The sequence below is a fragment of the Arthrobacter sp. TJ-170 genome (genome assembly GCF_058269305.1).
The window spans coordinates 43,238-69,194 of record NZ_JBZCNL010000011.1 but is presented as its reverse complement, the minus strand read 5'-3'; the positions used below and the strand labels follow the sequence as shown (position 1 = coordinate 69,194).

The following is a 25,957-nucleotide window of genomic DNA, read 5'->3' as shown; positions in this document are numbered from 1 at the left end:
CTCAGAACCACGCACGTCAACCAGCTGATCAAAGGACTCAACCCACTCAGCCGTTTCCTCCGGATCCGTGTCCCCACCGGTACCCGAACCCACAATCCCCTGATCAGCAACCATGCCAAACCCTCTTTCGCTGCGCGGAACTGCCCGCTCGATTCAATGTCTCCGGCATCGCGCCCTCACGATGCGGCATTTGGTCGACGTCCGTGATGTGTTCAACCCAAAGGTTGACTTTCGCATTACGGAACTATAATTCCATTACTATAGGGTCAATGCCTGCAAAAATGGGAATCATGGACAAGCCGTCACACCGCCCTCCACGTATCGCCGTCGTCACCGGCGCCGGTTCCGGCATTGGGCGGGCGGTAACGCACGCCTTCCTCGAGGCGGGATGGGCCGTCACGTTGACCGGACGCCGCCGCGACCCCCTCGAAGAGACCGCGCGAGGGCGGGAGCTTGCCCAGATTGTCCCCGCCGACATCAGCCGGCCCGACGACGTTGCTCACCTCTTCAGCCAGGTTCGCGAACACTGGGGCCGGGTCGACCTGCTGTTCAACAACGCCGGCACCTACGGTCCCGCCGGAGCCGTTGACGAAATCAGCGTGGAGGACTGGACGTCCACGGTGTCAACCAACCTCACCGGCTCGTTCCTGTGTGCGGCGGAGGCTTTCCGCGCCATGAAGGAGCAGGACCCGCAGGGCGGCCGGATCATCAACAACGGCTCAATCGCCGCGCATACTCCGCGTCCCCGGTCGGTGGCGTACACCGCGACCAAGCACGCGATCACGGGACTCACCAAGTCGATCGAACTCGACGGCCGCGCCTATGGCATCACGTGCGGGCAGATCGACATCGGCAACACCCACACGGCGCTCATGACCACGCTGGGCGTCGGCGACGGAGCGCTGCAGGCGGACGGCACCCGGCGGGTTGAGCCCACGTTCCCCGTTGAGGAGGCAGCTCGCACGATTCTGCATATGGCACAGCTGCCTGCATCGGCCGGCATCGGCACTGTCGTGATGACGGCCAGCGGCATGCCCTTCATCGGACGCGGCTAACCCGCGTGGTTGCGAGAAGCGGCTCCGTGCACGCGAAAGCCCCCCGCAGACGAGGGGCTTTCGTAAACTTGGCGAAAGTGCTCAGCTGTACCAGAACCAGTGCGGAGGGCTCCACATCGGTGGGACCTGGTGCCCGTTGAACGAGCCGCACATAGAGCAGGAATAGCTGACACTGGCGGGAAGCAGATCCCGCCCTTCCGAGGAGACTCGAGCAGGAACAAAATCCTCATAAATCAGGAACTCGTCGGTTCGGCAGCCATCGCACCAGGGCAACGCGCTATCCCGATCCACTAGCTGCCCGGTCGAGGCCAGCGAGGTACTTCGACGGTCTGGGTCGATAATCGTCATTGTTCATTCACCGTCCAACTGCAAGTTGTCATGGCTGATGACCACTAAGCTCGCTTAGTAGGGGAGAGTTATTACGATACCTTTTGTGCGCTAATTACGGAAGCGTTTTGTGATGATAAGCAAAGCCATTGGCAGAATAAGGTTTATGATTCGAGCCCGCGCACGCACCGCCCCGGCACTCTCCGACGCGCAGCGCCGGTCGCTTTCGCGGGCGCTGACGGAGAACCGCGACGTCACCGTCTTCGTTGACGGCACCGCGGTGAAGCTTCCCACTGAGGCACGGGACGCCGTCGTCGATCTTCTGCAGCGTCTGGCATCGGGAGACTCCGTGACCGTCTCCTCCGTTGCGGAAACGCTGACCACCTCGCAGGCTGCTGAAGCGGCCGGCATTTCCCACACCTATCTGAGGAACCTGACCGACGCCGGCGTAATCCCGGTCGAGTACCGGGGAACGCACCGGCGCATCAGGCGGGACGCGATCGACGCCTGGCTGGCCTCCCAGAAGAAGTCAGATGCGGGGACGCCGTGACCACCGCCGCGCCTTGAGCGCCAGGTGCAATTCCAGACGGACGGGCCCGCTCAGCGGATCAACGCCGATCACCGTGCGCACCCGAGCAAGCCGGTTGTAGACACTGCTGCGGTGCAGGTGAAGTTGCTGCGCCGCATCCTGCACCGAACCGTTCTTGTCGAACAGCAGCTCCAGTACGGGCAGGAGCTCATTGTTGCGGTCGTGGTCCTCCAGCTCCGCGAAGTACACCGAACGCGGTGAAGACGCCTGCCAGCCGCCGCCCGCCAGGAACTGGTACGCCCCGATCGAGCGGTAGTCAACGGCGTCACCGAATTGTGGGTCCACGGCGGCTGCCTGCGCCGCGGACCGCGCCTGCACGTATGCACCCGCCAGACCATCCGGGGCGCCGAAGGGCTCGCTGGCACCGCTGGTGAGGTCGGTGTTCCCGGCTCCCGTGACTGCCACCAGCCGCTCGCCATAACGACGCCGGACCGTCGCCAGCTCAGCCAGACCGGCGTCGTGACGTACCAGAAGGACTGAGTGCGATGCCTCACCGGCACTGAAGACGACGACGTCGGCGCCCACCGTGGACTGCAGGGCTGCGGTGCGCCGGGCCAGGGTGGCATCCTCCGAATCCGGAGATGCCCACCGTGGGCCCGACGGACGATCGACCAGCACCGTAAGTTGCCATGGTGAGGTGCCGTCCAGTTCCGGCCACCCCGCGCACTCCTCCAGTGCACGGCCGTCTCCGGAGATCGCCGCCAGAAAGACCCTCTCCCTGCGCGTGCGGTGCTCGGAGCCTGCCGTATTGTCCTCCAGCAGCAGCGCGGCGAGCCGGTCGACGTCCTCCCGTACTCCGGGCAGCTGCTCGAGGATGTGCGCAGCGGTGTCTTCGCCGGCATCCTGCTGTACCCACAGATACCCGACGCGGAAGCCGCGAACCAGCAGTGGAACGCACACCCGCCCAAGCATCCCGAGGTCAGGGTTCGCGGGGACCGACACCGGACGCACCGCCGTCGTAATGCCGTGCTGCAGCTGCCAGGCGCTGACGTCCGCAGGGACCTTCTTGCTCAACAGGAAGTTGACGCGAACGCGGTCAGCGGACGACTGGTGGCTGCTGTAGGCGAGGAGCACACCGTCGAGGTCCTCGAGGGAGAGCCCGCGTCCGAGCCGAACGGCTATCCGCTCCACCTCGAGCTCCACCTGCGTTGTCTGCACCAACTCATCCTAGGACCGCGGCGACGACACTTGGCGCTCCACAACTCGACAAATGTCGACTGGAATACCGAGCGACTTCATGTTAGTGGCCCAGGTCACATTCGCCCCTGATCCGCTCCAGTGCCCAGAATGGCGCAGAAGCAACAACGCCAGTACCCGACGTCGTCGTTCATCCCTGCGCGGGCGGGTAGATCTGCGCCCTGTCCGCGCGGCAGAAGCGCTCGTATCCTGTAATTGCGGAGCCACAAACTCCCTGCTCGACCCCTAACTCAACCTGAGAGTAAACGGAGAATCCCGTGATCATCGGCGTCCCCAAAGAAGTGAAGAACAACGAGTTTCGCGTAGCCATTACGGCCTCGGGCGTGCACGAGTTCCGCACCCACGGTCACACGGTCCTGGTGCAGCGGTCAGCCGGCGTCGGATCGAACATCACCGATGCTGAGTACGTCGCCGCGGGCGCGGAGATCGTCGACGACGCCGATGACGTCTGGGCGCGCGCCGACATGGTCATGAAGGTCAAGGAGCCGATTGCCGAGGAATACCACCGCTTCCGGCAGGGCCTCGTCCTCTTCACCTACCTGCACCTCGCGGCTGAACCGAAGCTGACGCATGCGCTGATGGAATCCGGCGTCACGGCGATTGCCTATGAGACCGTCCAGGACGGCCGGGCGCTGCCCCTGCTGGCGCCCATGTCCGAGGTGGCCGGGCGCCTCTCCGTCCAGGTGGGAGCACAGGTCATGACAGCGCCGGCCGGAGGTCCCGGACTCCTCTTGGGCGGCGTGCCGGGCGTCCGTCCGGCACGGGTGGTTGTCCTCGGAGCCGGTGTTGCCGGCACAAATGCTACGGCGATGGCCGTGGGAACCGGCGCGGACGTCACCGTCATGGACATCAACATCGCACGCCTGCGCGAACTCGACGCCCAGTACGCGGGCCGGATCAGGACGATCGCGTCCAACGCCTTCGAGATCGAGCGCGCTGTGCTGGACGCCGATCTGGTCATCGGCTCGGTCCTCATCCCGGGTGCCAAGGCGCCGAAGCTGGTCACCAACGACATGGTTTCGCGGATGAAGCCTGGCAGTGTGCTCGTGGATATTGCGGTGGATCAGGGTGGGTGCTTCGAGGACTCGCACGTGACCACCCACGAGGACCCCACGTTCACCGTCCACCAGTCGCTGTTCTACTGCGTGGGCAACATGCCCGGGGCCGTTCCGAACACGTCGACCTACGCGCTGACCAACGTGACCCTCCCCTACGCCATAGCGCTGGCGGACAAGGGAGTCCGCGGTGCCTTCGAGGCAATTCCTGCGCTCTCGCACGGGCTCAATATTGCCGACGGCGCGGTGGCGCACCATTCGGTGTCCGAGGCCCATGGCCTTGACCTCACCGAAGACTGGCGCCAGCTCGTCTAGAAGGTGTACGCGGCCTCGATGATCCGGTGGGCGCGCAGGCTGTCCGCCGGATCGACCGGAACAGGACCACCGTCCTGCAGCGCCGTTGCAAGAACCTCGTAGAACGCCGGGTAGTTGCCGTTCTCGGTGGGCTGGCGTGTGGCTTCATGATCGAACCCGAGCAGTCCCCACGCCAGCTTGTCTTCGACGCCGTAACCGGGATCGGTGGGCAGCATCCCAGCATCGACTGCGCCCTCCTGCACGTCCACTCCCCACTTGGTGTACGCCGACTCCGAACCGGTGACCCGGAACCGCGGTGCCGCCTGCGGCGCGAGGGCGTTCATCCAGAGGTGACTGATTACGCCCGAGGAGTGCCGAAGAGCTAGGAAGACGTCGTCGTCGGGCCCTTCGACTTCCCGATGGGCCGCGCGCTCCACGTGCATGAGTTCCGCGTCGCCGAAGAGCTGCAGCGCCTGGTCGATCAGGTGGGGGCCGAGGTCGTAGAGAATCCCGCCGCCCTCTTCGGCCCCGCTCCTGGCCTTCCACGGCTTGGTGACCAGCGGTTTGTACGTTTCCATCCGGGATTCGAACCGCCGAACCGTCCCGAGCCGGCCCTCCTCGAGCAGCTTCCGAACGGTCAGGAAGTCGCCGTCCCAGCGCCTGTTCTGGAAGGCGGTCAACAGCTGCCCTTCCTCCCGGGCGAGGTCAATGAGCCGCTCGCCGTCTGCTGAATCCACCACGAACGGCTTATCAACAACGACGGCGGTGCCTCCCCTGAGCGCCCGCTCCGCCAGCGGTGCGTGAGTGGCGGGAGGCGTACTCACCACCACGAGATCCAGCTGATCGAGCTGCTGCCACAGCTCGTCGACGGTGCGGAGAATCCGGGCTTCGGGGTACTGGGTCTCCACCTGGGCGATACGGTCCTCGTTGGACGTCACGACGACATCGAGTGAATACCGGCCATTGGTGCTGATAAAAGGGGCGTGGAAAACCCTTCCGCCCAAGCCGAATCCGATGAGGGCAGTCCTGATTTTCTCCATGCCCCAACCCTAGGGCCGCAACTCCTCTTCGGCACCAGCCGAAGGACGAAGACAACGGAGTTTACGACTTCGCGAAGCCATACTATGATCAATCCTCGGTCAAGCAGTGGCCGCGGAATTCCTCGTACCCAAGGGACCTCAATGGCCACTGCCCAGGACCTCAGCCCTCAATCCACTCCAGACTTCAGCGCTGACGTGCCCGCTTCGCCGGTCTCTTCCGGTGGAGCTGAAATCGGTCAAGCCGACGGCGTGACAGTAGACACGCACTCGACGCGCCTCATGCTCACCACAGCGGCCCACTTCGTGCAGCAGCACTTGCACTCGCAGTTGGCCGAACTCGGGCTGACCCCCCTCGACCTGTCCGTACTGAGCGGCCTTGCAGAACTGGGGGAAGCTACCGTGTCGGAGATCGCCGCACAGTGCCTCCTCTCCGGGTCCGTCAGTGAAACCTCGATCAACAACCTGACCGAGTTGGGGTTCGTGGAGGCGGAGGAAGACGTCCACTCGATCACCGATACGGGCAGCAAAGCCCTCGCCGAGGCGCGTTCCCTCGAGGACGAGCTTTTCGCGGAGAAAAGTACCACTCTCCGGATGGAGCTCGGTTCCCTGATCAGTCGCCTCCGGGACGGCGGGGCCCTGGACGCCACGTAGGCGCTTGCGGGTCCTTGGAGCGGTGAGATACAGGCCGGCGTCGTGCATGTCACAGCCGGCGCCGGAATAGCGGATTCCAAGAGAGAGTTTTAACTCCTGTAAAGCTTGATCGGCGCGCCTGCGCCACAGCGCCCCGAGGAGTAATTTATGGCGAAGTTCACTGTTCTCACGCTCGTTGGAAGTCTCCGCGAAGGTTCCATCAATCAACAACTTGCTGAAGCCTTCGCGCTGCGTGCGTCCGAGGGCGTAAACGTGGTTCAGTTCGACCAACTCGCCGACATCCCGTACTACAACGAAGACAACGACAATGACGCCGCCAGGCACCCGGCCGGCGCCGCGCTGCGGGCAGCGGCCCAGGACGCCGACGCGGTGCTGGTGGTTTCCCCGGAGTACAACGGAACCATGCCGGCCGTCCTGAAGAACGCCATCGACTGGCTGTCACGTCCCTTCGGCGCGGGGGCCATCAGCGGGAAGCCCGCCGCGGTAATCGGCTCAGCATTCGGTCAGTACGGCGGGGTGTGGGCCCACGACGACGCACGCCGCTCTCTCACGGTGGCGGGCGCCCGTGTCCTTGAGGACGCGAAGCTGTCCATCCCCAGCTCGATCACACGCTTCGCGGACGTACACCCCAAGGATGACGAGGAAGTGGTTGAGCAGCTTCGGTCCATCGTGAAGTCACTGGAGGGCGTCGCTGTGGGCGCCGCAGCATAAAGCCCCCGCACTGAAAAGCCCGGACTCATGAGGGCCCGGGCTTTTGCGTTCAGTGTCCCGGCGGTTTCTGTTGGGTTGATTCAGTGCCAGAGGCTATCGGCCCAGGCGGCGTCGCGAAGGTAGTCCCGCGCGGCTCCGACTTCCCAGAGCTCTCCCTGGGAGGCGATCACTCCCATTCCGCGAAGATTCTCCACGGTGTCGGGCGAACATCCCAATGCTTCGCTCAAGTCGTGTGTGTCAGCGGCGAGGATGACGTCTTCGTTGTAGGCCATACTGCACTTTCCTTTCTCGTCTTAGGTGGACGATCGAGCAGGACGTAGTCAATTCCGGTTGAACAGGACGCGTTCACGGTCTGCGCTCCACGTGCGGGCGTACAAGCCGAGGACGGCTTCCTCGCGGCGGCTGAAACCAAGGCGGTTCAAAGTCATATGGGCCTGGTGCACGGTCAGGTGCTGGGCGCTTCGGCTTACGCGTGCCTTGTCTGCGCGGTAAAGGTAGGCGTCCACCGCACGGAACCACCGGCGCCGCCAGTTGTGTACCGCTGATTCGGCAGCCGTTGCAGCCATCAGGCTTTGGAAAGCGGGTACTTTCGCGTTCACCTGGTTAATAATCGCTTCCCGGACTGCGGGGCCTCGTGGGCCGAGATCAGGGGTGCAGGTCCTGAGATGGCTGTCCCAGTAATAGTTCCAGGAGATCCGCCGCCGATCAGCCCAACTCGCGGAACGGGAGCCTCTCATCATGCTCCGTGCAGAGTCGAAGAGGACCAGCGCGGCAAACGCGGACCGGCTGTGCATCTTTGAGAAACGCTGCGTTCCCCATGCCGCCAACTCGGAGGAAAGCTCGAATACTTCTTCTGCCAATTCAAGGCCCTCGACTCCGCCGTACTTGTACAGCTCGGCTTCGAGCTGAGGGTCGGCGTCTTCGACACCGCGCAGGTAGTACCCGCTGGTGGCCGGCGTGGAAATGGACTGGCGGGAGGGCAGTGCGGCCAACGTGTCGGGGTTGCGCTTCAGCAGCAACTGATGCGCCGTCCGCAGCCCTTCGATGGTTGCGGGCTGCGCCAGGATGTGCAGACGCACCTGAACAGCAGATGGTTCTACACTTCGCGTGTAGAACCATCTTCCGGCTCGTAGTACTTGAGCCTGCGCCGCCAGCGGGGTAACCAGGTCTGCGATGATGCCGTCCGCTACATCGAAACCGCCTGCATGAGTGGAGAGATGCCACCATTGAGCGCTGAGTGCTGTTCGTGAGGCGGTTCGAACCGCTGTCAGCTGACTCATGGCATCCTCCTTCGGGCTAATGGTTACCCCCGCTGGGGCGAGTCTTTGGGCGTTCCAGCTTCAGCGATAAAGGCCTGAAACGCTATGCAACTGGTCTTATTTCGGCCAGTCCCAGCTCGCGGTCACGGTCTTTGGCCAATCCCAGCTTGCTGCTCCAACTGCCGGGGTGGCCGGTGCGAGAGCTGCTGCTGCGACAAGGAGGCCTGCGGCTGCGCCGATGATCTTCTTCACTGGACGTTCCCTTCCGTCAGGTTGCATGTGACGCTGTCCCGGTCGCCGTCGAGCCGGTAAATCCAGCATGTGCGTGGCTCTCAAGGCGTGTCCAGCTGAGACGAGGCCCTCTTCAGGACATGACCTGATGCGGACATCCAGACTCCTGTGGACCCTTCACAGGTCCCTGGTGTCAGGCCTGCATGCCTTGTATTTCCGCTGATTTGAGGGTCTTGGGAACGGAAATCGCACAGGCGCGGCAGCGATGTCATTAAGCTGGCATGTCATGTTTTTCGGCGTCATTTTCGGGCTTTGCGGCGACCAGCGCGGACGCCGAAAGCAGGACCCCGACGGCGGGTCTGTAGGCTACCCATGAGAACGCAGCCAGCAGGAAAGGGAACCCGGATGCTCGACGGTATGTCCATTGAGCTATACCGCTATGCTGTCGGCCACCCGGGATGGACCAAACCGCAGGCCTCGGAGGCGCTTGGCTACACCCTACGGGAGATTGACTCGGCGATGGAAGTGCTCGTGGAACGCCGGCTGCTGAGCGAGCAGGGGGCCTCTCCGGACGCATATGTTGCCGTTTCTCCCGATGTGGCGCTGGCCGATCTCGTCGATGCAGATGAGCGGGCGGTGCAGGACCTCCGGTCAAGGATCAGCGCCCGACGACGGGAACTGTCCACCCTAGTGCCGACCTACCTGGAAGCTCGAAAAGGTGTTATCACCAGCTCCTCGATAGAGACCCTGGAAGACCCGCATCTCATCCATCGGGTGCTCATCGATTACGGGAGGGACGTCAGCGAGAAGGTGTTGATTGCCCAGCCCGGCCAGGGATCGACGGCGGATGTTCAGGAGGAGAACGTCCGGAAGGATCTGGAGCTGCTCAGCCAGGGCGTTGAGCGCAAGACGCTCTACGATGTCAGCACACGCGACCACGTTCCAACGCGCAAGGCGGTCGCGGCGATCACGGCCGGAGGCGGGCAGTTCGGTGCGCTGCCACGTGTCCCGCTCCGCATGCTGATCTTCGACCGGAAACTCGCACTGGTGGCCCGTCAGCTCAAGCACGACGACAAGGCGGCGCTGGTAGTCCGGGATCCTCACCTGATCCACATCTTCACCCAGCTGTTTGAGTTCGCCTGGGAGCTCAGCGAGCCCTTCCTCATTGACGAGCCGAAACCCTCCCCCCTCAACAGCACCCAGCGGGCCATCCTCAAGTGCCTCGCGGACGGTTACTCCGACGAGGTCATCGCCCGGCGCCTGGACATCAATGTGCGCACCTGCCGGCGCCACATCGCCTGGATGCTCGAGGCCCTGCACGCGGACAGTCGTTTCCAGGCGGGCATCAAAGCGTGCCAGGCAGGGTGGATATAGACAACTTCTGTTGTCTATCGGTGAACGTGTCCTCTAGACTCGACGCGTGACCTCTCAGGATGAACTGAACTCGACGCTGCTGCCCGCCGAAACCGAGGTAGCCCTCGAACGGGCTGCGGAGTCGGCCCACCGACACGAGGATCTGTTCTCCGAGCGGGCCGCGAACATCAAACAGTCCGCCGTCCGGGACGTCTTCGACATCTCCATCCGGCCCGGACTCGTCTCGCTGGCAGGTGGGAGCCCGTACCTGAAGTCGCTTCCGCTGGAGGAGTTGGGGAAGACCGCTGAGCGACTCATTTCCGAGCATGGCCTGGAGGCGCTGCAGTACGGCGGCGGCCAGGGCATGGAACAGCTCCGCCGCCAGATCTGCGAGGTGATGGCCGCCGAAGGAATCACCGATGCGGATCCGGCAGACATCGTTGTAACCACCGGCTCGCAGTCCGCGCAGGACGTCGCTGCCAAAGTCTTCTGCGACCCCGGCGACGTGATCCTGTGTGAAGACCCGACGTATGTAGGCGCCCTAAATACCTTTGAGGCTTACCAGGTGGACGTGCAGGCTATCGAGATGGATGAGCAGGGTCTCGTGCCGGAAAGACTCGAGCAGTGCATCGCGGACCTGCTCACGGAGGGTCGCCGCATCAAGCTGCTCTACACCATCCCCAGCTTCAACAACCCGAGCGGCATAACCATGGCCGCGGACCGGCGACAGCGTGTTGTCGATATCTGCCGCGCCAACAACATCCTGATCCTCGAGGACAATCCGTACGGTCTGCTCCGCTTTGACGGGCACCCCCTGCCGCCGATGCGGGCCGACAACCCGAACGACGTCATCTACCTCGGCTCATTCTCGAAAATCTTCGCTCCCGGCGTCCGCCTTGGCTGGGCGCTTGTTCCACGGCACCTGCATCGCCGGTTCTATCTGGCGTGCGAAGCGGTGGTGCTGTGCCCGTCGCCGCTGACGCAGATGCTGGTGTCCGCGTACCTGAGCGATTACGACTGGCAGGGGCACCTCTCCAACACACGCTCCCTCTACAGCGAGCGGTGCGACACCATGCTGAAAGCCCTAGCCGAGCACCTGCCGGAGGGCGCCTCCTGGACCACACCGGACGGCGGCTTCTTCATCTGGGTCACCCTGCCGGAGGGCGTGGACACGTACCCGCTGCTCTACCAGGCCATTGATGCCGGCGTCGTCTTCATCCCCGGAGCCGCGTTCACGCCCTCGGACGAACCGTCAAACAAGCTGCGTCTGGCTTTCAGCGCGGTTTCTCCGGAGGACATCGAGGAGGGCGTCCGACGTCTCGCGCCGATCCTGCAGACTGCGATCGAGAATAATTCCGCCCGCAACTGACCGACGGCGGAATCTCCGCCGTCGGCGTCCCTCACGGATCAGTCGAGCAGCAACGCCGGCTCTTCAAGGATCGACGCGACGTCGGCCATGAACCTGGCGCTCAGGTCACCGTCGACAACGCGGTGATCAAACGAACCGCCGAGGGTGGTAATCCAGCGCGGTATGACCTCGCCGTCGAGCACCCAGGGCTTCTGCTTGATGGTTCCGAACGCCACGATGGCCACTTCACCCGGGTTGATTATTGGAGTTCCCGTGTCGATGCCGAGGGCGCCGATGTTCGTGATGGTCAGCGTTCCGCCCTGCATCTCCCCGGGCTGGGTCTTGCCGGCCCGTGCGCGCAAGGCCAGGTCATTGAGCGCGAGCGCCAGCTCCTTCAGGGAGAGATCCTGGGCATCCTTGATGTTCGGCACCATGAGTCCGCGGGGCGTGGCGGCCGCGATACCGAGGTTCATGAAGTGCTTGACCAGGATTTCCTGGTCCGTCCAGGTCGCGTTGACCGATGGGTTCCGGGCTGCTGCCCAAATGACAGCCTTGGCGAGGATCAGCAGCGGTGACACCTTGATCCCCTCGAAGTCCCGTGAAACCTTCAGCCGTTTCACGAACTCCATGGTCCGGGAGGCGTCGACGTCCACGAAGATGCTCACGTGCGGAGCGGAGAAGGCGCTTTCGACCATCGCCCGGGCGGTGGCTTTGCGGACGCCCTTCACGGGGATGCGCTCAATCCGCTCATCCTGCGGACGTGTGGCAGCTCCCCAGAACGATGGCGCGTGGTCCTGCTCGGCGTCCCGCTGCGCCTGGTAGCTCAGGAGGTCCTGTTTGGTGACCTCTCCGGAGCCGCCGGTGGCGGGGACGTCGGCCAGGTCGATTCCGAGATCGCGGGCGGCCTTGCGGACCGGCGGCTTCGCGAGGGCGCGACGCAACGCGCCGGGCGGTGCTGCTGCTACCGGTGTTGCAACCGACGGTGCCGTAGCGGACGGTGTTGCTGCGCTGCCAGCCGGCTGCACATCGGTGACGTGCGCCGATGCGGGTGCCGGCGCCGTCGTCGTCGCTGGTGTTTCCGGGGCGCTGGCGGGGCGGTTGCTGCGCGGTCTGCGGCGGGAGGAATCGGCTTTGGGACCGGTTCCGACCAGAGGCGCGTTCGCATCCGATGACGGCGCTGCCGCCGGCGGAGTGACGAATTCGCCCGGCACGTGTTCGGCGGCCGGCGGCTCCTCCGCAGCACTGCCCGGATCTGCCGGCGCGCTGTCCGAGACCGAGATGATGGGCGTTCCCACTTCCACGGTCTCGCCCTCCTGGACGAGGAGCTCGGCAACCACACCTGCGTAGGGCGACGGGAGTTCGACGAGCGACTTGGCGGTTTCGATCTCCACGATGACGTCATTGACGGCGACGGTTGCGCCGGGCTGGACCTGCCAACGGACGATCTCGGCCTCCGTGAGACCCTCGCCCACGTCAGGGAGGTTGAAGGTATTCAGCGTCATGGGAGTCCTTCTAGTAGGCGAACACCGTATCGAGCGAGTGCAGGATACGGTCGAGGTCCGGCAGGTAGTGCTCTTCGGTACGTGCGGTGGGATACGGCAGGTGAAAGCCGCCTACCCGAGTGACCGGCGCCTCGAGGGACAGGAACGCACGCTCGGTGATCCGTGCGGCGATCTCCCCGCCGATGCCGCCGAAGGTGGGGGCCTCATGCGCGACCAGCAGCCGCCCGGTCTTCAATACGGAGGCCGTGACGGTATCGAAGTCGATGGGTGAGATGGAACGCAGGTCGATGACCTCGACGCTTCTGCCGTCTTCAGCGGCGGCGTTCGCCGCGGCGAGGGCAACAGGCACCAGCGGACCATAGGCCACAATGGTGGCGTCGCTGCCTTCCCGCAGCACCTCGGCCTGGAAGGGACTCGACGGCACCGCTGACACGTCCACCTCCCCTTTCAACCAGTAACGGCGCTTCGGCTCGAACACGATCACCGGGTCCGCGCACATGACCGCCTGCTGGATCATCCAATAAGCATCATGCGGGTTGGACGGCGTGATGATCCGGAGGCCGGCGGTGTGGGCGAAAAGCGCCTCGGGTGACTCGGAGTGGTGCTCAACGCTCCCGATCCCGCCGCCGTAGGGGATCCGGATGACGACCGGTGCGGTCAGGAGCCCGTCGCTGCGCGCATGGATTTTTGCCAGCTGTGTGGTGATCTGGTTGAACGCCGGGAAGACGAATCCGTCGAACTGGATCTCACAGATGGGCCGGTACCCGCGGAGGGCGAGCCCGATGGCGGTGCCGATGATCCCCGACTCGGCGAGGGGCGTATCCACCACGCGGTCCGGCCCGAACTGGGCCTTGAGGCCCTCGGTGACCCGGTAGACGCCGCCGAGGTCCCCGATGTCCTCGCCCATGAGGAGGGCGGTCGGGTGTGCGCTCAACGCGGCCCGCAGTCCCTCGTTGATGGCCTTTGCTATGGTCATCACAGCCATCAGCGAGCACCTTCCTCGACGTCGAACCCGGCTTCGTAGTCCCGCCAAACCTGCAGTTCTTCCTGGATGAGCGGGTGCGCTTCCGCATAGGTGGTAGCGAACCGATGCTCCAGGCCCGGCGCTTCCATGGACAGGACCCCGGCGCGCAGCTTCGCGGCAAGCGCCTTCGCTTCCTCCTCCAGCTGCTCGAAGAAGTCATCTCCGGTACCGGTGGCGCGCAGGCGGAGTTCCACCCGGGTCAGCGGGTCACGTGCCACCCACTGCTCTTCCTCTGCGGCAAGACGGTACTTGGTGGGGTCATCAGCGGTGGTGTGCGCGCTCATCCGGTAGGTAAACGCTTCGATCAGAACCGGACCTCCGCCGTTGCGTGCGCGGTCCAGGGCCCAGCGGGTCACTGCCTGCACCGCGAGGACATCGTTGCCGTCCACCCGGATGCCCGGGAAACCGTATCCGTGGGCGCGGTGTGCCAGCGGAACCCGTGACTGGACCTCGGTGGGCACTGAGATGGCCCAGTGGTTGTTCTGGCAGAAGAAGATCACCGGGGCATTGAAGGAGGCGGCGAAGACCATGGATTCGTGGACGTCGCCCTCGGAGCTGGCCCCGTCGCCGAAGTAGGCCACGGTGGCTGCTTTCGGCGCGGACGGCTCCGCGACCTGATCACGCTGCATCCCCATGGCGTAGCCAACAGCGTGCAGGCACTGCGCTGCGAGCACCAGCGTGTACAGGTGGAAGTTGGAGTCCTTCGGGTTCCAACCGCCGTTCGTGACGCCCCTGAACAGCTTGAGCAAGTCTGTGTGGGCCACCCCCCGGGAGACGGCGACACCGTGCTCGCGGTAGGTGGGGAATGCGTAATCCTGCGCCTGCATGGCTTGGGCGGAGCCGATTTGGGCTGCCTCCTGGCCGCGCATCGGCACCCAGAGTGCAAGCTCACCCTGCCGCTGCAGGGCGGTGGCTTCCTGATCGAACCGTCGGATCAGATACATCTCCCGGTAGAGCGCGGCAAGCTCGTCCTCGGCCGGGGCATAGCCCCTGAAGTCCGGATTCTTCAGCTCGCCCTCGGGCGTGAGCATCTGCACCATTCCAGAGGGGTCCCGGGGGGACTCGGGGAGGTGGTGCGCGTCGAGCTGCTCCTCTGCATCGAACTCGGCTGCAGGCAGGCGGGGTGTTGCCATACTCTGGTTCCTCGCAGGTAATATTCCGTGGGTAGTATATGTTTTGCTGGTTCATGCACTAGAGTGCATGCGCAGTCTACTAGAGTAGCGACGACGGCGCCCACCACCTATTTGTGAAGTGCTAGGAAACGCCTGGGCCCCCTGTGTAGGTTGCACAGAGCTCGAGAAAGCGGGAGTTTGCCTCGGGTTCTCCGATGCTGACCCGTATCCCCTCTGTGCCGAATGCCCTCACTGAGAGGGCTTGCTGTTCTGCGAGCGCAGCGAACTCCGGAGTGTTCTCCCCCAGTGCAAGCCAGATGAAATTTCCTTCTGCTTCCGGGATCTGCCATCCGAGGTCCCTCAATCCGCCGACCACCCGAGAGCGCTCGTCAACTATGCTCTGCACTCGCTCCCGGACCTCGTCGATGTGGCGCAGTGAAGTGACGGCGGCGTGCTCGGCGATCTGGGATACCGCGAAGGGCGTGGCGCTGACGCGAAGGTGCTCGGTGAGAGTGGGCTGGGAGATGGAGTACCCCACCCGTAGCCCCGCGAGGCCGTGCGCCTTGGAGAACGTGCGGAGGACGACGACGTTGGGATAGTCGCGGTAGAGCGGGAGTCCCTCTACGGCGTCGGTCTTTCGAACGAATTCCACATAGGCCTCATCCAGCACGACGACGACATTGGTCGGCACTCGGGCAAGGAAACTCCTCACTTCCTGCTCGCTGAGTGCGGGGCCGGTTGGGTTGTTTGGCGTACACAGGAGAATGACGCGGGTGCGCTCGTTGATGGCTGCGGCCATGGCATCGAGGTCGTGGGTTGAGTCCGGGAGCAGGGGAACCTGCACGCTTGTGGCGCCTGCCAGCCCCACGCAGATCGGGTACGCCTCGAAGGACCGCCAGGGGTAGATGACTTCGTCGGGTGCGTCGTAGTCGTTTTGCCCTGCGAATGCGGCGAGGATCTGGTTGAGTGCGCCGAGGCTTCCGGCGCCGGTGACGATGTCCTCGGGCGGCACTCCCAGGAAGGCACCGAGCTCGGTGCGCAGGGTTGTGGTCATCGGGTCGGGGTAGCGGTTGACCTGGGTCTGCTGGGCAATGGCCTCCAGTACCGCGGGGAGGGGCGGCAGTGGGTTCTCATTCGACGAAAGCTTGTAGCTCTCCAGCCCTTCGATGACCACCGGGGGTTTCCCGGCGGCGTAACGGGGCAGTCGACCAAGTACGCTGCGCGGGTGGATGCGGGTGACCTCTTCCGCAGCAACGTCGGTGTGGTTTTCGGGTGCACTCATGTGCACAAGCGTACTGGCGAGGCTTGGTCAGCGGGCGACGGCCGGCACTGGAAACCTTGGTCAGGCAGCGGATCAGGCTGACCGGGTGTGACAGCATAAGTCCATGCTCAGGTTCATTGTGAGAGTCTTCATCAACGCTCTTGCCCTGTGGGTGGCGGCATGGCTGTTACCCGGCATCGAATTGGGCTCAGAAGCCGCCGTCGAAGTATCCAGTGACGAAACAGTCGAAAGCGTGCTCTCCTTCCTCTTCGTCGGTCTGGTGTTCGGCATTGTGAACGCCCTGGTTCGACCAGTGGTATCGCTGCTCTCGCTTCCCCTGACCATCCTCACTCTCGGCCTCTTCACGATCATCATCAACGCCGGGATGCTCATGCTCACCTCGTGGCTCACCTCATTCACCCCGATCAACTTCGTGGTGGACGACTTCTTCTGGACCGCGATCCTCGGGGCGATCATCATCAGCCTGGTCTCACTTGTCGCGGGAACGATCACCGGCACCAGGCGCTGAGCCTGCCTTGGCCTGATGGTTGCTGGAGCGTGTGCCTGCCGGAGCTGACTGAGGACCGGAGAAAGGCGCCCTGGTGATCTGGAAAACGTGGCGCTTGGCTGACGTTCCCGCCACAGCCGTGCTGAGCGCAGCCGTGATCGGTGCGATGGACGGATGCGAGCTCAGGTCAACCGCCCGCGCACCCTCCCGGTAACTCCTGATCTTGTGGGCGGGACCGAGGCCGAAGACCTCGCCCGGGGCCAACTCGACCGGATGATCAAGCATGACTGATACCTGGTTCGGCCGGTCCGTGACGGGGGCGAAGTTCCACGTCGGGATGTGATCATCCTCGTGGGCAAGGTGGAGAAAGGTGGTGCTCTGCGGAACGTCCTCCTCGGTGATGGGAGATCCTGCCGTAACAACCAGATCAACCGAATACGTTTCATGCACCCGCCCGCTGTTCGCGAGATTTACCGCGTGCATTCCTCCCTGGCTGTAACCGACCAGCACGACGTTGGCGCCCGCCTCTGCGCCCACTCCTTCAAGAGCGCCCGCCACCGCTTCATTGACATGCCTGCTGTCCTCGAATTTCGATTCGGCGATTCCATCCCCATTGAAGGGCTGGCCCGCATCTGTCCACTCCGTTCCGGGGATTACAACGACATAGGTCGGTCCGGATTGGCCTGCCACTTCCAGGACCTCGAAGGACGATCCGGGCTCATCCCGGGCTTTGGACACCCGCGACAACAGACCATCCACAGTCCCCTGCAACTGAATCGAGTCAGTTCTCGTGTGCGTCAACGTCACGGGTGTGGACCGGTAGGGCACCGATGGGAGAACTTCTGCAACGGCATGGCTGATGTGATCCCTGGTGCTGATTTCAGCAAGCTCATACGTCAGGCGGCTTCTTCTGATCCTGTCTGCTGTTCCATCCAGGGCGGAGCTATCCTCCGAGAGCCGCTGAAGACCCGCATGGATCCCCTCGGTGGCTGTTGCGCCCGCTGCGGCGGAGGTACCGGCGGCAAGCAGGTCGCTGAGCGATCGGACCGCCGACAGGCGCAGCTCGATCCACTTGATACTTACCCATATTCGTTGCAGTTCCGCTGCGGCATCGCTGACGATCTGCGCGCCTTTGTCCAACTCATCCCATTGGAAACGGATACCGCCGACTCCGCCGATCACCCTCGCCACCCCCTCTGTATCGGCGGGCGTAACGATCGGCTTGAGGTCTGGATCAGGAGCTGTCATGCGAGGGCGCCCTTCCCCTCGGTACTGGCCAGTGCCACGCCGTAGGCATCAAGCGCGAGAGCCACTTCACGCAGATGTGCAGCCGTGACCGTCACAGTCTTAGCCCTTTCAGCCAGGTACGCCCGGAAGTTCTGCCCCGCAGGCGAGTGCCAACTGATACCTTCGGCTCCCCGGAGACGCTCACGCACCGATTCCACGGCTTCCGCCTCGATCCGAAGCGCTCTGGCGAGGTCCCGCACAGCCTGATGAGAATCCTGCTCGCGCGGTAGTGCCGGCGTGGTACTGGGATACATGCCCGGTCCCTCCTCAATCAGCGGTTGTGCCTGCCCAAAACGGTAGGCGGCAGGCACGGGCCGGCGTCGGGCACGTGCGCCTATGTTGATATCCCGCCCCGATCCCGCTCGAGTGGAGGAGTTGTCATGCAGCGGGTGGATGCCGCCGATCGTGGAATGATTGGAGGCATGCCGCACACTCCTTCCTCCCGGGTCAACCTTGCGTCCGTATCCATCCACCAGGGTGAGAGCCAGATCCCGATCGCGCTGGGACCCCTGGACGGCAGGTACCGTCCAGCAGTTGCCCCGCTGGTCGACTACCTCTCCGAAGCGGCGCTGAACCGGGATCGCGTGCACGTGGAAGTGGAGTGGCTGATCCACCTGACGCGCAATAGCGTCCTCCCCGGAACGCAGGCGCTCAGCAGTGAACAGGAAGCAGCACTGCGGGAGATTGTCACCACCTTTGACGGCAGCGCCGTCGGTGAGCTTGCAGAGATCGAGCGGGTCACCGTCCACGACGTGAAGGCAGTGGAGTATTTCATCGGCAGCCGGCTCGAAGGCATCGGCATCAGCCGCCTGAAGCCGCTCGTTCACTTCGGCTGCACCTCCGAGGACATCAACAACCTCTCCTACGCCCTGGGAGTGAAGGGCGCGGTGGAGCAGATCTGGCTTCCCGCCGCGTCATCCCTCGTGGACCAGGTGAAGGCGATGGCCGAGGAATCGCGGTCCGTCCCCATGCTCTCCCGGACACACGGGCAGCCCGCCACGCCCACCACGCTGGGCAAGGAGCTCGCCGTCGTCGCGCACCGCCTGGAACGGCAGCTTCAGCGCATCCGCCGCACGGAGTACCTCGGCAAGATCAACGGCGCAACGGGAACCTTCGCCGCACACGTCGCCTCCGTACCGGAAACCGACTGGCAGACCGTTGCACGCGACTTCGTCGAGGGCCTCGGGCTTACCTGGAACCCATTGACCACCCAGATCGAATCCCACGACTGGCAGGCGGAGCTCTACGCCGACGTGGCCCGCTTCAACCGCATCCTGCACAACTTCTGCACGGATGTGTGGAGCTACATCTCGATCGGTTACTTTGCACAGGTGCCGGTGGCGGGAGCTACCGGCTCCTCGACCATGCCGCACAAGGTGAACCCCATCCGCTTCGAGAACGCTGAAGCCAACCTCGAAATCTCCTGCTCGCTGCTGGACGTCCTGGCGTCGACCCTTGTCACCTCGCGGTGGCAGCGTGACCTGACCGATTCCTCCTCGCAGCGCAACATCGGCGTAGCCTTCGGACACTCGCTGCTGGCCATCTCCAACGTGTCCAAGGGCCTTGAACGGCTGGACGTCGCCGAATCTGTCCTGGCTGCGGACCTCGACAGCAACTGGGAGGTCCTCGGTGAAGCCATTCAGATGGTCATGCGCGCCGAAGCGATCGCCGGGACGCCGGGCATGGAAGATCCCTATGAGCGGTTGAAGGATCTCACCCGCGGGCACCGGGTTGATGCTGAGCGGATGCGTGAGTTTGTCCTGGAACTCGGCCTTTCTCCCGAAGCCCAGGAACGACTGCTTGCACTCACCCCGGGAACCTACACAGGCATCGCCGACACCCTCGTAGACCACCTCCGCTAACCAGCCCAGAACCAGAGAGGTCCTGCGATGGCGGGCGTGTTGATTGGCTTTGCCATCGTGGGCGCCGTCATCTTTATTGGTTACCTCGCAGGCAGGTACGAGCTTGCGGGCCGGGACGCAGGTCCGGTGCTCAGCCGGACGGCATTCTTCATCACCAACCCGGCACTGCTCTTCACGATCCTTGCGACGGCGGACCTGGAAGAGGTCTTCTCCGCCTACGCACCGGTGGCGTTCCTCGCCTCGGTTTCGTCTGCCCTGCTCTACGTTCTGCTGAGCCGAATCTGGTTCCGACGGCGTGCTGCGGAGACGGCCGTCGGCGCGATGAGCGGTTCTTTCGTGAACGCGAACAACATCGGTATCCCCATTGCCGTCTACGCGCTGGGTGACGCCACGCCCGTGGCGCCGGTTCTTCTGGTGCAGCTTCTCATTCTTGTCCCCTTCTACCTTGCCTTCCTGGACATCGCCTCAGGCGGAAAGGCATCCTTCGGCCGCATCGCCTCTCAACCCATCCGGAACCCGATGATCATCGCATCGGTCCTGGGAGTGCTGGTCGCGCTCACTGGGGTGGACATCCCGGATCCGGTCTACGAGCCCCTCGTCCTGCTGGGCGGCGCGGCGGTGCCGCTGGTCCTGCTGGCTTTCGGAATGTCCCTGCGTGGGACCCGCCCGCTGGGCGCGCGGGAAGTGCGCACGGAAGTCATCGTTGCCACCCTCATCAAGACGGCGTTCATGCCGGTGATCGCCTATCTGCTGGCCCGCTTCGCATTCGGTCTCGAATCCGAGCTGCTCTTCGGAGCAGTTGTGATGGCGACGCTGCCCACAGCGCAAAACACCTTCCTCTTCGCCAGCCGCTACAACCGGGGCATCCCGATCGCGCGCGACGTCGTCGTGCTCACTTCGGCACTTGCCGTACCGTCGCTCATCCTCGTGACCGCACTTCTAGCCTGAGCCCAGCAGGGTCGTCGTTTTTTCGTGGCTGTCCCAGCGCCGCAGGGCGGTGAGCGGGAGCAGTCCGTGGTCGCCAGGCAGGAGGTCCATTGCCTGGGCGACCTGCGCGGAGTTCATTCCCCGGGCGAGCGTGATGTGCGGGACCCAGCGGTCCGGGAGGCAATTACCGGCGACTTGCGGGACCTCCCGCAGAACGCCGTGCACCACCCGGTGAAGCTCGAGAAGTGCCGCACTGACGACGCCGAGGTGCGCCAGCACCTGCCCGCGACCGGTGCGGAAGGTGACAAGGCCGGCAATGTGGATGGGAAGGGGCAACACCTCGACGAGCGCCGCCAGGGCGCCGTCGTGCTCAGCAGGAATGTGCGGTGCAGCCAGCAGCGTGATGTGCGGACGGTTGGACGCGGCGGTGTGCCTGGCCTGGGATGGAAGGCCTGCCTGCTTGAGTGCCTCCCAGTCCCGGTGCAGAAGCTCCTCCCCGCGCAGATCAAGGAGGAGCTCCACGCTGTCCATGGTCAGCGCGGGTTTTGCCGGTAATCGCCGATACCGACGGAGCCGTCCTCCTCCACCGCGCCCGTCCGCGGGTCGAACTGCGGCCGCTGGTAGGCCAGCTCGCCTCCGCTGCGGCCGCCGAAGGGACGCCCATGATCGGCGTACTCCTCACGGAAGTAGGCGAGGCACCAATCACCGAGCTGTACGCGTGCACCGGTCCTCAGGATTGAGGGAGCATCGGGCTGAACGCTGCCACGGACGGGGCCGTGCGGCACGAGTACGTACTCGTCATCAGCGTTGTGCTCCACTGTGGCGTGGACCGGAAGCAACCCTTCAAGCACCAGGTCCGCGTCAGGCGAGCTGCCGATGACGATCTTCTCCTGAGCCAGATTCACCTCACGCGGAACCTGCCCGTTCCAGGTGTCGGAATCCTGCACGAAGATGAGGCGTGGACGTCCGCTGCCCGGCGTGTGGTGGGTAGTGGTCACCTGACGCCGGATGCGCCGGTTCACGGTGGGTACCAGAGGAAACGGGGTCGACGGCGGCAGCAGCGGAGTGTTGATCTTCCGGCTCCCTCCACGGATCAAAGGCGCCAACGCTGCGAGGGACCCGGCACGGATGTGAGGTGACCGCGTCATCAGACGCTGGGCCATCGACGTCTCGACCTTGCCAATGCTGACCAGCGTTCCCGCGGGGCCGGCGATCGTCACGGTGAGGCCTTCGTCGGCGAGGCTTGCTGCCAACTCACGCACGCTGTTCAGTGACGGAAGGCCGCCGAAACCTGCTATCGAGGGATCCTCACAGTAAATGGTCACCTCGGAGCCGGCTGCGCTGACGGTGCCGTGTTTCTCTTCGGTGGCGCCGTCGTCGTCGTCGGTATCCGCGAGCGAGAAGGCGAGATCTATATCGAGGCGTACCCGCTGTGACACTGGCTAGCTCCGGTGCTTGTCAGAGCCTGCGGCGTCATTATCGCTGGTGGTGACCCGGACGGTTCCGTTCAGCTTCCAGGTTGCGCGGGGCGCATCCGGTCCGATGTCCCGTGGGACTTCGATGGTCATGTCGATGAAGCTGTAATTGACCGCGGCACCCTTGCCGGTGAGGTAGGACCACATTTCCTCGGCGAGGTCGGCCCAGTCACGGATGCTGCGGTTGTTATCAACAGAGGTGTTTTCAGACATGGCGAATTTCCTTGCGTTTATTCGGCTCTGCCCGGCGCCCTCTACCCGCCTGACCTGACAACCCCGAGCCTAATCGCTTCCCGGGCCGCTGTGAACCCGTTGCTGCGGACTAGTTTCGGGTCCAGACGTAGAACTTCTCGGGCCTGCCCGCCGCACCGTACTTGGGCACAATGCGGGCGTTGCCCTTCGTGACGAGGTACTCCAGGTATCTCCGCGCGCTCACCCGGGCGAGACCCAACTGCGCCGCAACCTCGGACGCTGAGAATCCCGATCCGGAAGAGCGGAGCGCGCCGATCACTGCCTCGAGCGTGGGCTGGGACAGGCCTTTCGGCAGTGACACCGTGAGCACCGGGGATACCGTGGACGATGCCTTCGTCGGCGTGGCGGCAAGCAGCCTGTCGATGCGTTCCTGATCCAGCGGCCCGGCCGAGACGGAGCTGTGTTCCATGATGCTTGCCCGGTGCCGCACATAGTCATCAAGGCGCTGCATCAGCACCTTTGAGTTGAAAGGCTTGACGAGGTAGTGGAGCACGCCGCCGGCCATTGCGGCGCGGACCGTTTCCAGCTCCCGTGCCGCGGTGATGGCGATGATGTCCACCGGGTCCCCGGGCAGGTTCCGGGCCGCCCGAAGCACCTCGATGCCCGACATGTCCGGCAGGTGGATGTCGAGCAGCATCAGCTCGGGTTTCAGGTCGCGCACCTTCTCGAGCGCCTCACCACCGGAGTTGGCAACGCCGACGACGTCGAAGCCTCCGTGCGCCAGCAGGAAACCTGAGTGCACACCGGCGATTTCCTGATCGTCGTCGACGACCAGCGTTCGGATGAGGCTCATGGAGTCAGCATTCCGGTAGTGCGCGCGGGATGCAGCTCTGTTGGCTGCGGGTCAGCGTGGGCCGACGGCTGAGGCGCGGGGCCGAGCCTCACCTCAATGTGCGCACCGCCCAGCACCGACTCCGTGACCGTGACTGAGCCGGAGCGGCGCTCGGCCACCCTGTGCACGAGCGCGAGCCCGAATCCGCGGGAGCCGGAGCCCGCCGCGTCCTTCGTCGAGAAACCGGAGGCAAACACGTCAGAGCGCAGTTCTTCCGGAATGCCAGGGCCGTCGTCGGACACCGCAATGGAGCAGCCTCCGGCATGGGAGGTCAGCTGAACGTGAATGGTTCCGTTGGAGCCGACGGCGTCGACCGCATTGTCGACGAGGTTCCCCAGGACTGTGACCGGGTCGGTGGTGCCATCCGGCTCGAAGGTCGACGTCTCGTCGACGATCAGCATGATGCCCTTCTCCGCGCAGATCGTGGTCTTGGCCATCAGGAGACTGGCCGTGTCCGGATCGCTGACGCCGGGCGAAACGTCTCCCGAAACCACCGAGCCGCCGTGCCCGGACCGCGAGATAAAGTCGACCGCCTTATCCGTATGGCCCAGTTCAAGCAGGCCCGAGATGACATGCATCTTGTTCGCGAACTCGTGTGCCTGGCTTCGCAGTGCCTGGGTAACATCCCGCGCTCCGTCGAGATCCAGCAGCAACTGGTGCAGTTCCGTGCGGTCACGCAGGATCAGCACGCTGCCCACCCGCCGGCCGTCGACGACGGCGTCACTCGAGCGTGCGAGCAGCACCCGTTCTCCCACGAGAACGGTTTCATCGGCGTCACCGGCTGATCCGAACATGCTCGAGAGCGCGGGGTCCAAAACGGAGCTTGCCGACCTTCCAATCGCTTCATCACCAAGGTCGAGCAACCTTCTGGCCTCGTCATTGAGCACGGCCAGCCGGCCACGTTCGTCAACCGCCACAACGCCTTCACCGATGCCATGGAGCATTGCGTCGCGAGTTTCAAGCAGCGCGGCAATCTCTTCCGGTTCCAGTCGGTAAATACGGCGCCAGATGAGCCTGGAGATCCAGATTGAACCCGCCGTACCGGCCAGCGCGGCAAAGATCAGCCAGGCGAGGAGCACCGGCATGTCTTCCTGCAGGTCAGCGGCGAGGGTCGACTCGAGGGTGCCGACCGACGCGGTCCCGATCACAGTGCCGTCCTCGCTCCGGATGGGCACTTTCACCCGCCATGACTCGCCCAGCGTTCCGGTCTGTGTGCCGATGTAAGTTTCGCCGGAGAGTGGGACGGACGGATCAGTCGAGACCATCTGGCCGATCATGTCCGGATTCGGGTGCGAATACCGTATTCCGACGTCGTCAGTCACCACCACGTAGGTGACCCCGGTCGCCTGCCTGGTGAGTTCAGCGATCGGCTGGATCACCGAGCTGGGATCCTCGTCGTCGAACGCGCCCACCACCGACGGCAGCTGCGCCATGGACTGCGCCACCCCGACCATGCGGCCCTGGTAAGCGTCACGGATCTGCTGCTCCTGCATCCGGACGGCGACCGTTCCGGCAACCAGCACAATGATCAGCACAATCAACAACTGCAGAAAAAACAGTTGTGATCTAAGCGACATCGTGCGGATCATCCTTCCATTCTCGCATGATTGGGTGTATGAGCCTGCCTCGGGATCATGGCTGAGACCGGACCTGTGGGCATGGTCGGACCTGCGACTCTGACCATGACCATAAAGACCACTACGCACGTTGTGACCGTATGGTTCCCACGCCACTTTTCCCTTCCTACGCTGGACCTGAACGTGTGGTGAGGCGCATCACACTGATGGAAGGAAAACCCAATGAAGCTCGAGAGCACAAAGAAGCGCTTGTCGGCTGTCGGCGCGATCGGCGTCGCATCTGTCCTTGCACTGTCGGCATGCGGCACCACGTCCGGAGGCGGCGGCGCAGAAGCAGAAGCCGGGATTGACCGGCTCAACATCATCGTCCCCGCTGACCCGGGCGGCGGATGGGACCAGACGGGCCGTGCCATGCAGAAGGACCTGCAGGAGACCGACCTCGTAGATAACGCGTCAGTTGTCAACGTCGGCGGCGCCGGAGGCACCAACGGCCTTGCACAGCTAGCCACAGAGAAGGACCCGAACACGCTGATGGTCATGGGCTACGTGATGGTCGGTGCCGTCGAAACCAACGCCGCCGAGACCCGCATCGAGGACACCACCCCGATCGCACGGTTGACGGAAGAGCCGCTGATCGTCGTCGTACCGGCCGACTCGCCGTTCCAGACAGTCGATGATCTGCTGTCCGCCATCGAGAAGGACGGCCAGGGCGTTTCCATCACCGGCGGATCAGCCGGCGGTGCAGACCACATCCTCGCGGGCCAGATGCTCAAGGAAGCCGGCATCAGCCCGGAGAACCTCAACTACATCCCCTACTCCGGTGGCGGCGAGTCCCTCGCGGCGCTGCTCGGCAACAAGGTTTCTGCCGGAATCTCCGGCGTCGGCGAGTACGCCGAACAGGTAAAGGCCGGGAAGGTGCGCGCGCTGGCAGTCTCCGGTGACGAGCCCGCCGCCCTGCTGCCGGACGTCCCCACCCTGACCGACGAGGGCATCGACCTGGTGCTGACCAACTGGCGCGGCGTCGTGGCACCGGGCAGCATCGACGAGGCCAAGGCCGAAGAGCTGACGGAGCTCGTGACCAAGATGTCGGAGACCGAAGAGTGGCAGACCACGCTCGAAACCAACGCCTGGTCTGACGCTTTCCTTGCCGGCGAGGAGTTCGAGGCCTTCCTCGAGGAAGACATCGCCACCGTCAAGACCACGCTGACCGAGATCGGCCTGCTGTAAC

Annotated in this window: 28 protein-coding genes; 11 read left to right on the top strand and 17 right to left on the bottom strand. The window is 64.1% G+C overall.

The window, feature by feature from the left end; genetic code table 11:
• Nucleotides 1-114: hypothetical protein (locus AC4D1W_RS16055; protein ID WP_490899412.1), on the bottom strand; the 114-nt coding region annotated here is incomplete at its 3' end.
• 167 nt (nucleotides 115-281) lie between these two features.
• Here AC4D1W_RS16055 and AC4D1W_RS16050 point away from each other — a divergent pair.
• Both AC4D1W_RS16050 and AC4D1W_RS16045 read left to right on the top strand, forming a co-directional pair.
• A complete protein-coding gene (locus AC4D1W_RS16050) occupies nucleotides 282-1,055 on the top strand; it encodes an SDR family oxidoreductase (RefSeq protein ID WP_490899411.1) in 774 nt (257 codons plus the stop codon).
• Between the two features lie 493 nt (nucleotides 1,056-1,548).
• On the top strand, nucleotides 1,549-1,932 hold the full coding sequence (locus AC4D1W_RS16045; protein WP_490892986.1) for a helix-turn-helix domain-containing protein: 384 nt from the start codon (nucleotides 1,549-1,551) through the stop codon (nucleotides 1,930-1,932).
• Here AC4D1W_RS16045 and AC4D1W_RS16040 read toward each other — a convergent pair.
• Nucleotides 1,912-3,129 (bottom strand): PucR family transcriptional regulator, encoded by a 1,218-nt coding sequence (locus tag AC4D1W_RS16040; protein WP_490899409.1) that lies wholly within the window; start codon nucleotides 3,127-3,129, stop codon nucleotides 1,912-1,914. The two genes, AC4D1W_RS16045 and AC4D1W_RS16040, sit on opposite strands and share 21 nt — an antisense overlap.
• A 296-nt stretch (nucleotides 3,130-3,425) precedes the next feature.
• Here AC4D1W_RS16040 and ald point away from each other — a divergent pair, with 296 nt between their 5' ends.
• Nucleotides 3,426-4,538, top strand: coding sequence for an alanine dehydrogenase (gene ald / locus AC4D1W_RS16035; protein ID WP_490899408.1), 1,113 nt, complete (start codon nucleotides 3,426-3,428; stop codon nucleotides 4,536-4,538).
• Here ald and AC4D1W_RS16030 read toward each other — a convergent pair.
• Nucleotides 4,535-5,557, bottom strand: a complete 1,023-nt coding sequence (locus AC4D1W_RS16030; RefSeq protein ID WP_490899407.1) for a Gfo/Idh/MocA family protein — start codon at nucleotides 5,555-5,557, stop codon at nucleotides 4,535-4,537. The two genes, ald and AC4D1W_RS16030, sit on opposite strands and share 4 nt — an antisense overlap.
• Before the next feature lie 141 nt (nucleotides 5,558-5,698).
• Here AC4D1W_RS16030 and AC4D1W_RS16025 point away from each other — a divergent pair, with 141 nt between their 5' ends.
• Both AC4D1W_RS16025 and AC4D1W_RS16020 read left to right on the top strand, forming a co-directional pair.
• Nucleotides 5,699-6,208 (top strand): MarR family winged helix-turn-helix transcriptional regulator, encoded by a 510-nt coding sequence (locus AC4D1W_RS16025; RefSeq protein ID WP_490899406.1) that lies wholly within the window; start codon nucleotides 5,699-5,701, stop codon nucleotides 6,206-6,208.
• 147 nt (nucleotides 6,209-6,355) lie between these two features.
• Entirely contained in the window at nucleotides 6,356-6,919 is a 564-nt protein-coding gene (locus AC4D1W_RS16020) for an NADPH-dependent FMN reductase (protein ID WP_490899405.1), read from the top strand.
• An 80-nt stretch (nucleotides 6,920-6,999) separates the two neighbouring features.
• On the opposite strand, the gene AC4D1W_RS16015 is transcribed toward AC4D1W_RS16020, so the two are convergent.
• The 3 genes from AC4D1W_RS16015 to AC4D1W_RS16005 all read right to left on the bottom strand — a co-directional run bounded on the left by AC4D1W_RS16015 (nucleotide 7,000) and on the right by AC4D1W_RS16005 (nucleotide 8,430).
• A complete protein-coding gene (locus AC4D1W_RS16015; protein WP_490892980.1) occupies nucleotides 7,000-7,191 on the bottom strand; it encodes a hypothetical protein in 192 nt (63 codons plus the stop codon).
• A 48-nt stretch (nucleotides 7,192-7,239) separates the two neighbouring features.
• Nucleotides 7,240-8,199, bottom strand: coding sequence for a lantibiotic dehydratase C-terminal domain-containing protein (locus tag AC4D1W_RS16010; protein ID WP_490892979.1), 960 nt, complete (start codon nucleotides 8,197-8,199; stop codon nucleotides 7,240-7,242).
• A 96-nt stretch (nucleotides 8,200-8,295) separates the two neighbouring features.
• Nucleotides 8,296-8,430, bottom strand: a complete 135-nt coding sequence (locus AC4D1W_RS16005; protein WP_275450934.1) for a hypothetical protein — start codon at nucleotides 8,428-8,430, stop codon at nucleotides 8,296-8,298.
• 351 nt (nucleotides 8,431-8,781) lie between these two features.
• Here AC4D1W_RS16005 and AC4D1W_RS16000 point away from each other — a divergent pair, with 351 nt between their 5' ends.
• Nucleotides 8,782-9,783 (top strand): LuxR C-terminal-related transcriptional regulator, encoded by a 1,002-nt coding sequence (locus AC4D1W_RS16000; protein ID WP_490899404.1) that lies wholly within the window; start codon nucleotides 8,782-8,784, stop codon nucleotides 9,781-9,783.
• A gap of 46 nt (nucleotides 9,784-9,829) precedes the next feature.
• On the top strand, nucleotides 9,830-11,131 hold the full coding sequence (locus tag AC4D1W_RS15995; RefSeq protein WP_490892977.1) for an aminotransferase-like domain-containing protein: 1,302 nt from the start codon (nucleotides 9,830-9,832) through the stop codon (nucleotides 11,129-11,131).
• A 38-nt stretch (nucleotides 11,132-11,169) separates the two neighbouring features.
• On the opposite strand, the gene AC4D1W_RS15990 is transcribed toward AC4D1W_RS15995, so the two are convergent.
• The 4 genes from AC4D1W_RS15990 to AC4D1W_RS15975 all read right to left on the bottom strand — a co-directional run bounded on the left by AC4D1W_RS15990 (nucleotide 11,170) and on the right by AC4D1W_RS15975 (nucleotide 16,030).
• Nucleotides 11,170-12,612, bottom strand: coding sequence for a dihydrolipoamide acetyltransferase family protein (locus tag AC4D1W_RS15990; protein ID WP_490892976.1), 1,443 nt, complete (start codon nucleotides 12,610-12,612; stop codon nucleotides 11,170-11,172).
• Between the two features lie 10 nt (nucleotides 12,613-12,622).
• Nucleotides 12,623-13,597, bottom strand: coding sequence for an alpha-ketoacid dehydrogenase subunit beta (locus tag AC4D1W_RS15985; protein WP_490892975.1), 975 nt, complete (start codon nucleotides 13,595-13,597; stop codon nucleotides 12,623-12,625).
• Nucleotides 13,597-14,769 carry a pyruvate dehydrogenase (acetyl-transferring) E1 component subunit alpha gene (gene pdhA, locus AC4D1W_RS15980; RefSeq protein WP_490892974.1) on the bottom strand — a complete coding sequence of 391 codons (1,173 nt, stop codon included), beginning with the start codon at nucleotides 14,767-14,769 and terminating at the stop codon, nucleotides 13,597-13,599. Before pdhA ends, AC4D1W_RS15985 begins: the two co-directional genes overlap by 1 nt.
• A 121-nt stretch (nucleotides 14,770-14,890) precedes the next feature.
• Nucleotides 14,891-16,030, bottom strand: a complete 1,140-nt coding sequence (locus AC4D1W_RS15975) for a histidinol-phosphate transaminase (RefSeq protein WP_490899403.1) — start codon at nucleotides 16,028-16,030, stop codon at nucleotides 14,891-14,893.
• A 103-nt stretch (nucleotides 16,031-16,133) separates the two neighbouring features.
• Here AC4D1W_RS15975 and AC4D1W_RS15970 point away from each other — a divergent pair, with 103 nt between their 5' ends.
• The gene (locus tag AC4D1W_RS15970; protein ID WP_490899402.1) at nucleotides 16,134-16,538 is read left to right on the top strand and encodes a phage holin family protein; all 405 of its coding nucleotides are present in this window, start codon (nucleotides 16,134-16,136) and stop codon (nucleotides 16,536-16,538) included.
• Here the strand turns inward: AC4D1W_RS15970 and AC4D1W_RS15965 are convergent.
• Both AC4D1W_RS15965 and AC4D1W_RS15960 read right to left on the bottom strand, forming a co-directional pair.
• A complete protein-coding gene (locus tag AC4D1W_RS15965; protein ID WP_490899401.1) occupies nucleotides 16,500-17,765 on the bottom strand; it encodes a hypothetical protein in 1,266 nt (421 codons plus the stop codon). The two genes, AC4D1W_RS15970 and AC4D1W_RS15965, sit on opposite strands and share 39 nt — an antisense overlap.
• The gene (locus AC4D1W_RS15960; RefSeq protein ID WP_490899400.1) at nucleotides 17,762-18,058 is read right to left on the bottom strand and encodes a hypothetical protein; all 297 of its coding nucleotides are present in this window, start codon (nucleotides 18,056-18,058) and stop codon (nucleotides 17,762-17,764) included. The genes AC4D1W_RS15965 and AC4D1W_RS15960 overlap by 4 nt, the downstream gene beginning before the upstream one ends.
• A gap of 168 nt (nucleotides 18,059-18,226) precedes the next feature.
• On the opposite strand from AC4D1W_RS15960, the gene purB reads away from it, so the two are divergent.
• Together purB and AC4D1W_RS15950 are read left to right on the top strand one after the other, a co-directional pair.
• A complete protein-coding gene (gene purB, locus AC4D1W_RS15955) occupies nucleotides 18,227-19,666 on the top strand; it encodes an adenylosuccinate lyase (RefSeq protein WP_490899410.1) in 1,440 nt (479 codons plus the stop codon).
• Between the two features lie 27 nt (nucleotides 19,667-19,693).
• Nucleotides 19,694-20,614 carry an AEC family transporter gene (locus AC4D1W_RS15950; protein WP_490892969.1) on the top strand — a complete coding sequence of 307 codons (921 nt, stop codon included), beginning with the start codon at nucleotides 19,694-19,696 and terminating at the stop codon, nucleotides 20,612-20,614.
• On the opposite strand, the gene AC4D1W_RS15945 is transcribed toward AC4D1W_RS15950, so the two are convergent.
• From AC4D1W_RS15945 to AC4D1W_RS15925, 5 genes are all read right to left on the bottom strand, one after another.
• Nucleotides 20,606-21,115 carry a 2'-5' RNA ligase family protein gene (locus tag AC4D1W_RS15945; RefSeq protein WP_490892968.1) on the bottom strand — a complete coding sequence of 170 codons (510 nt, stop codon included), beginning with the start codon at nucleotides 21,113-21,115 and terminating at the stop codon, nucleotides 20,606-20,608. The two genes, AC4D1W_RS15950 and AC4D1W_RS15945, sit on opposite strands and share 9 nt — an antisense overlap.
• A gap of 11 nt (nucleotides 21,116-21,126) precedes the next feature.
• Nucleotides 21,127-22,032, bottom strand: coding sequence for an FHA domain-containing protein (locus AC4D1W_RS15940; protein WP_490899399.1), 906 nt, complete (start codon nucleotides 22,030-22,032; stop codon nucleotides 21,127-21,129).
• 3 nt (nucleotides 22,033-22,035) lie between these two features.
• The gene (locus AC4D1W_RS15935) at nucleotides 22,036-22,281 is read right to left on the bottom strand and encodes a hypothetical protein (RefSeq protein WP_490899398.1); all 246 of its coding nucleotides are present in this window, start codon (nucleotides 22,279-22,281) and stop codon (nucleotides 22,036-22,038) included.
• A 109-nt stretch (nucleotides 22,282-22,390) separates the two neighbouring features.
• Nucleotides 22,391-23,113: a response regulator gene (locus AC4D1W_RS15930; RefSeq protein ID WP_490892965.1), complete on the bottom strand. Its 723-nt coding sequence runs from the start codon at nucleotides 23,111-23,113 to the stop codon at nucleotides 22,391-22,393.
• Complete coding sequence (locus AC4D1W_RS15925) at nucleotides 23,110-24,729, bottom strand: ATP-binding protein (protein WP_490899397.1); 1,620 nt, start codon at nucleotides 24,727-24,729, stop codon at nucleotides 23,110-23,112. The genes AC4D1W_RS15930 and AC4D1W_RS15925 overlap by 4 nt, the downstream gene beginning before the upstream one ends.
• A gap of 222 nt (nucleotides 24,730-24,951) precedes the next feature.
• Between AC4D1W_RS15925 and AC4D1W_RS15920 the strand changes: the two genes are divergently transcribed.
• On the top strand, nucleotides 24,952-25,956 hold the full coding sequence (locus AC4D1W_RS15920) for a Bug family tripartite tricarboxylate transporter substrate binding protein (protein ID WP_490899396.1): 1,005 nt from the start codon (nucleotides 24,952-24,954) through the stop codon (nucleotides 25,954-25,956).
• The last annotated feature ends 1 nt before the right edge of the window (nucleotide 25,957 follow it).

Excerpts from the sequence above, each read along its gene's own strand:
- AC4D1W_RS16050 (WP_490899411.1), top strand. The coding sequence starts at position 282 with ATGGGAATCATGGACAAGCCGTCACACCGCCCTCCACGTATCGCCGTC.
- AC4D1W_RS16045 (WP_490892986.1), top strand. The coding sequence starts at position 1,549 with ATGATTCGAGCCCGCGCACGCACCGCCCCGGCACTCTCCGACGCGCAG.
- AC4D1W_RS16030 (WP_490899407.1), bottom strand. The coding sequence starts at position 5,557 with ATGGAGAAAATCAGGACTGCCCTCATCGGATTCGGCTTGGGCGGAAGG.
- AC4D1W_RS16025 (WP_490899406.1), top strand. The coding sequence starts at position 5,699 with ATGGCCACTGCCCAGGACCTCAGCCCTCAATCCACTCCAGACTTCAGC.
- AC4D1W_RS16020 (WP_490899405.1), top strand. The coding sequence starts at position 6,356 with ATGGCGAAGTTCACTGTTCTCACGCTCGTTGGAAGTCTCCGCGAAGGT.
- AC4D1W_RS16015 (WP_490892980.1), bottom strand. The coding sequence starts at position 7,191 with ATGGCCTACAACGAAGACGTCATCCTCGCCGCTGACACACACGACTTG.
- AC4D1W_RS16010 (WP_490892979.1), bottom strand. The coding sequence starts at position 8,199 with ATGAGTCAGCTGACAGCGGTTCGAACCGCCTCACGAACAGCACTCAGC.
- AC4D1W_RS16000 (WP_490899404.1), top strand. The coding sequence starts at position 8,782 with ATGAGAACGCAGCCAGCAGGAAAGGGAACCCGGATGCTCGACGGTATG.
- AC4D1W_RS15990 (WP_490892976.1), bottom strand. The coding sequence starts at position 12,612 with ATGACGCTGAATACCTTCAACCTCCCTGACGTGGGCGAGGGTCTCACG.
- AC4D1W_RS15985 (WP_490892975.1), bottom strand. The coding sequence starts at position 13,597 with ATGGCTGTGATGACCATAGCAAAGGCCATCAACGAGGGACTGCGGGCC.
- pdhA (WP_490892974.1), bottom strand. The coding sequence starts at position 14,769 with ATGGCAACACCCCGCCTGCCTGCAGCCGAGTTCGATGCAGAGGAGCAG.
- AC4D1W_RS15975 (WP_490899403.1), bottom strand. The coding sequence starts at position 16,030 with ATGAGTGCACCCGAAAACCACACCGACGTTGCTGCGGAAGAGGTCACC.
- AC4D1W_RS15970 (WP_490899402.1), top strand. The coding sequence starts at position 16,134 with ATGCTCAGGTTCATTGTGAGAGTCTTCATCAACGCTCTTGCCCTGTGG.
- AC4D1W_RS15965 (WP_490899401.1), bottom strand. The coding sequence starts at position 17,765 with ATGACAGCTCCTGATCCAGACCTCAAGCCGATCGTTACGCCCGCCGAT.
- AC4D1W_RS15960 (WP_490899400.1), bottom strand. The coding sequence starts at position 18,058 with ATGTATCCCAGTACCACGCCGGCACTACCGCGCGAGCAGGATTCTCAT.
- purB (WP_490899410.1), top strand. The coding sequence starts at position 18,227 with ATGCCGCACACTCCTTCCTCCCGGGTCAACCTTGCGTCCGTATCCATC.
- AC4D1W_RS15950 (WP_490892969.1), top strand. The coding sequence starts at position 19,694 with ATGGCGGGCGTGTTGATTGGCTTTGCCATCGTGGGCGCCGTCATCTTT.
- AC4D1W_RS15935 (WP_490899398.1), bottom strand. The coding sequence starts at position 22,281 with ATGTCTGAAAACACCTCTGTTGATAACAACCGCAGCATCCGTGACTGG.
- AC4D1W_RS15930 (WP_490892965.1), bottom strand. The coding sequence starts at position 23,113 with ATGAGCCTCATCCGAACGCTGGTCGTCGACGACGATCAGGAAATCGCC.
- AC4D1W_RS15925 (WP_490899397.1), bottom strand. The coding sequence starts at position 24,729 with ATGTCGCTTAGATCACAACTGTTTTTTCTGCAGTTGTTGATTGTGCTG.
- AC4D1W_RS15920 (WP_490899396.1), top strand. The coding sequence starts at position 24,952 with ATGAAGCTCGAGAGCACAAAGAAGCGCTTGTCGGCTGTCGGCGCGATC.